Source organism: uncultured Anaerotruncus sp. (assembly GCF_902490045.1).
Taxonomy (GTDB): domain Bacteria; phylum Bacillota; class Clostridia; order Oscillospirales; family Ruminococcaceae; genus Anaerotruncus.
In genome coordinates this window covers 1-6126 of sequence record NZ_CABUCJ010000133.1, presented here as the reverse complement: position 1 = coordinate 6126, position 6126 = coordinate 1, and the positions used below count along the sequence as shown (strand labels likewise).

Below are 6126 nucleotides of genomic sequence, written 5' to 3'. Positions count from 1 at the left end.
CCGCCTCGCCGCTCCAGCCGTAGGAGCCGAAGACGAGCACCGGCTTTTTCTTGTTGTTGACCGCGTCGACGTGGGCCAGCAGCATCCAGGAGGGCGGCACCGCGTCGCCGTTGATCGTCGGGCTGCCGAGCGCGAACGCGTCGGACGAATTGAGCAGCGCGGCAAGCTTTCCCATGTCGTGTTCGATGATGTCGTAGCATTCGACCGCCGCGTCCGGCTTCGCCTCGAGAATCCCCTCCCGGATCGCGGAGGCAACCTTGCGGGTATTGCCGTAGGCGGAGGTGTAGAAGACGGGCACCGTCAGGCGCTCGTTCTTCTGCGGCTGGCTCCACTCGGCGTACCGCTCCTTCGCGTACTCGAGGCGGCCGCCTTTGGTCAGGACGGGACCGTGGCTGTTGCAGCAGAGCTCCACCGGCAGATCCTTGATCTTTTCAAGTCCCGCGAGCACATAGGGCTTAAAGGGTCCGAAGATCGCGTCGTAGTAGTTTTTGAAGGCCGCCTCATACTTGGAGGGATAGGCCATATTGTAGTCGAAGGTGTAGGGCTCGCAGTAGTGCGCGCCGAGGAAATCGCAGGAGAAGAGCGCCTTCTCCTCCTCCACCCAGGTGAACATCGAATCGGGCCAGTGGAGGAAGGGCGCGCTGATGAAGCGCAGCGTGGCGCCGCCGAGATCGATCACGTCGCCGTCCTTGGCGGCCTGCACCGAAAGATCGCCGCGGTTCGTGATGTTTTTCAGGTAGATGCTCCCCGCCTTAGACGCGATGATCGTCGCGTTGGGGATGTATTCAAGCAGCTGCGCGAGGCTGCCGGAGTGGTCGGGCTCGTTGTGGTTGAGGACCACGTAATCGATCTTTTCGGGGTCGATCACCTCGCGGAGATTAGCCAGGTACTGCTTAAAATAGGTCTTGTGGCACGCCTCGATCAGGACGTTCTTTTTGTCCCCCTTGACCAGGTAGGAGTTGTAGGACGTGCCGTAGTCGGTCGTCATGACGATATCGAACACCCGCATGTTGGGGTTCAGGATGCCGACGGAGTAGATGCGGTCGGTAACTTTCACTGCTGCCATCTTGCTTTCCTCCTGTATACAAACGAGGTGACCATTTGACAGGTCAAATGGTCACGCGTCTTTCCTTATTCCGCTTCAAACTGTTCCTTACCGACGCCGCAGAGCGGGCAGACAAAATCGGCCGGGACGTCCTCCCACTTGGTTCCGGGCGTAATGCCCTCCTCGGGATAGCCCTTCTCCTCATCATAGACGAACCCGCAGACGCTGCAAACATACTTTTTCATGTCACAAAACTCCTTTATTCCCATTTTCAGCGGTTCACGCTGTTTCCGCCACAAATATACCATATTAGTGTACTATTTGTAAAGCCCCAAACCGCACAAATTCTGATAAAATTATAACATTTTTTTTAGATATTGCCCCGTATAGGACTCCGGAACCTTGCAGATTTCCTCCGGCGTGCCGGCCGCGACGATCATCCCGCCCGCGTCTCCCCCCTCGGGGCCGAGGTCGATGATGTGGTCGGCGGTTTTGATTACCTCTAAATTATGCTCAATTGTGATGACGGTATTCCCCGCGTCCACCAGCGCCTGCAAAACGTCGATCAGCTTGTGCACGTCGGCGGTGTGCAGGCCGGTCGTCGGCTCGTCAAGGATGTAGACGGTGCGCCCGGTCGGCCGCTTGGAGAGCTCGGTCGCGAGCTTGACCCGCTGGGCCTCGCCGCCCGAAAGCGTCGTCGCCGGCTGGCCGACCTTGACGTAGCCGAGGCCCACGTCGTAGAGGGTCTGGAGCTTGCGCGCGATCTTGGGCACGTTTTTGAAGAACTCGAGCGCCTCCTCTACCGTCATCTCGAGCACGTCGTAGATCGACTTGCCCTTGTATTTCACCTCGAGCGTCTCACGGTTGTAGCGGCGGCCCTTGCACACCTCGCAGGGCACGTAGATGTCGGCGAGGAAGTGCATCTCGATGCGCACGATGCCGTCGCCCTCGCACGCCTCGCACCGGCCGCCCTTGACGTTGAAGGAGAAACGGCTGGACTTGTAGCCGCGCATCTTGGCGTCGGCCGTCTGCGCGAAAATTTCGCGGATGTCGGTGAACACGCCGGTATAGGTCGCCGGGTTGGAGCGCGGGGTGCGCCCGATCGGCGACTGGTTGATGTCGATCACCTTGTCGACGTTCTCCATGCCGAGGATGTCCTCATGCCTGCCCGGCTTGACGCGCGGGTTGGTGAGCTCCCGGGTCAGGCGCTTGAAGAGCACCTCGTTGATCAGCGAGCTCTTTCCCGAACCGGAAACGCCCGTCACCACCGTAAAAATCCCGAGCGGGATTTCCACGTCGATCCCCTTGAGGTTGTTTTCCGCCGCTCCGACAATTTTGAGGCTCTTCCCGCTGCCCCTTCGGCGCTTTTCGGGCACTCCGATCCTCTTGGCGCCCGACAGATACTGCCCGGTGATCGACCGGGGGCAGGCCTTGATCTCGTCCACCGTGCCCGCGCAGACCACCTCGCCGCCGTGTATCCCCGCTCCGGGTCCGATGTCGACGATGTAGTCGGCGGCGTACATCGTGTCCTCGTCGTGCTCGACGACAATCAGCGTGTTGCCGAGGTCGCGCAGCCGCTTGAGGGTGGCGATCAGCTTGTCGTTGTCCCGCTGGTGCAGGCCGATCGACGGCTCGTCGAGGATGTAGAGCACCCCCATGAGCGACGAGCCGATCTGGGTCGCGAGCCGGATGCGCTGGCTTTCGCCGCCCGAGAGGGTTCCGGCCGAGCGCGCCAGCGTCAGGTATTCCAGGCCGACGCTGCGCAGGAAGCCCAGCCGTTCGCGGATTTCCTTGATCACGAGCTCGGAGATCATCTGCTCGCGCGGGGTGAGCTCAAGGCGGTCGAGGAAGTCGAGCGCGCCCACGACTGACAGCCTGCAGAACTCGCTGATGTTGAGTCCGCCGACCGTCACCGCGAGCACCGTCTTGTTCAGGCGGTCTCCATGGCAGACGGGGCACTCGACGCTGTTCATCCAAGAGGTGATCTCCTCGCGCATCCAGGCGGAATTCGTCTCGCGGAAGCGGCGCTCGAGGTTGTTGACGATTCCCTCAAAATCGGTGTAATAGGAGCCCTTCATTGACCCGCCCTCGCGGTGCATGAGGATCTTCTCCCCCTTGGTCCCGTAGAGCAGGATCTCCACCGCCTGCTTCGGCAGGTCTTTCACCGGCACGTCGAGGGAAAAGCCGTAGTGGGCGGCGAGCCCCTCGTAATACATCTGCGCGATGCCGCCCTCGGCGTAGTACCAGCCGGAGGCACGGATCGCGCCCTCCCGGATGGTCAGGCGCTTGTTGGGAATGACGAGCTCGGGGTCGACCTTGAGAAAGGTGCCCAGGCCGGTGCACTTCTCACAGGCGCCGTAGGGGGCGTTGAAGGAAAACATGCGCGGGGTGAGCTCCTCGATGCTGATGTCGTGGTCGGGGCAGGCGTAGTTGGAGGAGAAGGTCATCTCCTCCCCGTCCGCGTCGACGATCGCGATGCCGCCCGTCAGCCCGATCGCCGTTTCGAGCGAATCGGCCAGGCGGGAGCGGACCGCCTCCTTGATCACGAGCCGGTCGACGACCACCTCGATCGTGTGCTTCTTGTTCTTTTCGAGCTTGATCTCCTCCGAGAGGTCGTAGAGGTTGCCGTCCACCCGCACGCGGACATAGCCCGAACGCCGCGCGGCGTCAAATTCCTTGATATGCTCCCCCTTGCGCCCGCGCACGGTGGGCGCGAGCACTTGCACCCGCGTCCCCTCGGGCAGCGAAAGCACCCGGTCGACCATCTGGTCGACCGTCTGCTGTTCGATCGGCCGGCCGCAGACGGGGCAGTGCGGAACGCCGATGCGCGCGTAGAGCAGGCGCAGGTAGTCGTAGATCTCCGTGACGGTGCCGACCGTCGAACGGGGGTTCTTGGAGGTGGTCTTCTGGTCGATCGAGATCGCGGGGCTGAGCCCCTCGATGCTGTCGACGTCCGGCTTCTCCATCTGCCCCAGAAACATGCGCGCGTAGCTCGACAGGCTCTCGACATACCGCCTCTGGCCGTCCGCGTAGATCGTGTCGAACGCGAGCGACGACTTGCCCGAGCCGGAAAGCCCTGTAAAGACAATCAGCTTGTCGCGTGGGATTTCAATGTCGATATTCTTGAGGTTGTGCTCCCGGGCACCCTTGATAACGATTTTATCCAAAGCCATAGTCTATCTTCCGTTCCCTTTATTTTGGCAGCCTGCTGGGGCGGGCGCGTTCGTCCTCCGCCTTGAGCTTTGCGATCTTGTCCCGCAAGTAAGCCGCGTGCTCAAACTCGAGGATCTTCGCCGCGTTCTTCATCTCGAGCGTCAGCTTGGAGATGAGCGCCTCCCGCTCCTTGTGGCTGAGCTTCTTTCCGCGCCTGCCCTTTTTGCCCTCGACCTCGTCCCTCGTTGAGATTTCGAGGATGTCGCGCACGTCCTTTTTGATCGTCTGCGGCGTGATGTGGTGTTCCTTATTGTAGGCCATCTGGATTTCCCGGCGGCGGTAGGTCTCGCGGATGGCGTTCTCCATCGACTCGGTGACGCTGTCCGCGTACATGATGACCCTGCCCTCGGAATTCCGCGCGGCGCGGCCGACCGTCTGCACGAGGGAGGTCTCGCTGCGCAGGAATCCCTCCTTGTCCGCGTCGAGGATCGCCACGAGCGATACCTCCGGGATGTCGAGGCCCTCGCGCAGCAGGTTGATGCCCACCAGCACGTCAAACTCGCCCAGGCGCAGGTCGCGGATGATCTCCATACGCTCGATCGTGTCGATGTCGTGGTGCATGTAGCGGATGCGCACCCCCATGTTCTCCATGTAGGCGGTCAAATCCTCCGCCATCTTCTTGGTGAGGGTGGTGACGAGCACCCGCTCCCCCTTCTGGGCACGCAGGTTGATCTCCGAGAGCAGGTCGTCGATCTGTCCCTCGACCGGCCGCACCTCGATCTCGGGGTCGCAGAGCCCCGTCGGGCGGATGACCTGCTCGACGATTTCGGCGCTCTTCTGGCGCTCGAACTCGCCCGGCGTGGCCGAGACGAAGACGACCTGGTTGAGCTTCTGGTAGAACTCATCGAAGTTGAGAGGCCGGTTGTCGAGCGCCGACGGCAGCCGGAAGCCGTACTCGATCAGGCTCTGCTTGCGCGAGCGGTCGCCGCCGTACATGCCGCGCACCTGCGGCAGCGTGACGTGGCTCTCGTCCACGAAGAGCAGGAAATCCTTCGGGAAGTAGTCGAGCAGCGTATAGGGCGTGCTGCCCGGCGCGCGGCCCGAAATGACGCGGGAATAGTTCTCAATCCCCTTGCAGAAGCCGATCTCCTGCATCATCTCGATGTCGTAGTTGGTCCGTTCGGCGATCCGCTGCGCCTCGATCAGCTTGCCGCGCTCCTTGAACCACGCGACCCGCTCGTCGGCTTCGCGGCGGATTTCATCGATCGCGGCTGCCATCTTCTCGGGCGGCACGATGTAGTGGGAGGCCGGGTAGATCGCTACGTGGCTGACGACGTTTTTGACCTCCCCGGTCAGCGTGTTGATCTCGGTGATGCGGTCGATCTCATCCCCGAAGAACTCGACGCGCACGGCGGTATCACCCGAATAGACAGGGAAAATCTCCACGACGTCGCCGCGGACCCGGAATTTGTTGCGCACGAAATTGATATCGTTGCGCTCATACTGGATTTCCACCAGCTTTTTGATGAGCTCGTCCCGCTCCCTGCGCATCCCCGTGCGCAGCGAGATGACCATGCTGTGGTAGTCGATCGGGTCGCCCAGCGTGTAGATGCAGGAGACGCTCGACACAATGATCACGTCCCGCCGTTCGCCGAGCGAGGCGGTCGCCGAGTGGCGGAGCTTCTCGATCTCATCGTTGATCGCCGAGTCCTTTTCAATATAGGTGTCCGTGTGGGCGATATAGGCCTCCGGCTGGTAGTAGTCGTAGTAGGAGACAAAGTACTCCACCGCGTTGTGCGGGAAAAATTCCCGGAACTCGCTGCACAGCTGCGCGGCCAGCGTCTTGTTGTGCGCCAAAACGAGCGTCGGGCGGTTGAGGTTCGCGATGACGTTTGCCATCGTGAACGTCTTGCCCGAGCCGGTGACGC

Annotated in this window: 4 protein-coding genes; all 4 read right to left on the bottom strand. The window is 61.5% G+C overall.

Features of this window, described 5'->3' with window-relative positions; translation table 11 throughout:
• A partial coding sequence (locus RDM88_RS11215) for an FprA family A-type flavoprotein (protein ID WP_308754923.1) occupies nucleotides 1-1066 on the bottom strand: 1066 nt, incomplete at its 3' end.
• Nucleotides 1067-1131: 65 nt separating this feature from the next.
• Nucleotides 1132-1290 (bottom strand): rubredoxin, encoded by a 159-nt coding sequence (gene rd, locus RDM88_RS11210; RefSeq protein WP_308754922.1) that lies wholly within the window; start codon nucleotides 1288-1290, stop codon nucleotides 1132-1134.
• 111 nt (nucleotides 1291-1401) lie between these two features.
• Nucleotides 1402-4218: an excinuclease ABC subunit UvrA gene (uvrA, locus tag RDM88_RS11205; protein ID WP_308754921.1), complete on the bottom strand. Its 2817-nt coding sequence runs from the start codon at nucleotides 4216-4218 to the stop codon at nucleotides 1402-1404.
• 19 nt (nucleotides 4219-4237) lie between these two features.
• Nucleotides 4238-6126: excinuclease ABC subunit UvrB (gene uvrB, locus RDM88_RS11200; RefSeq protein WP_308754920.1), on the bottom strand; the 1889-nt coding region annotated here is incomplete at its 5' end.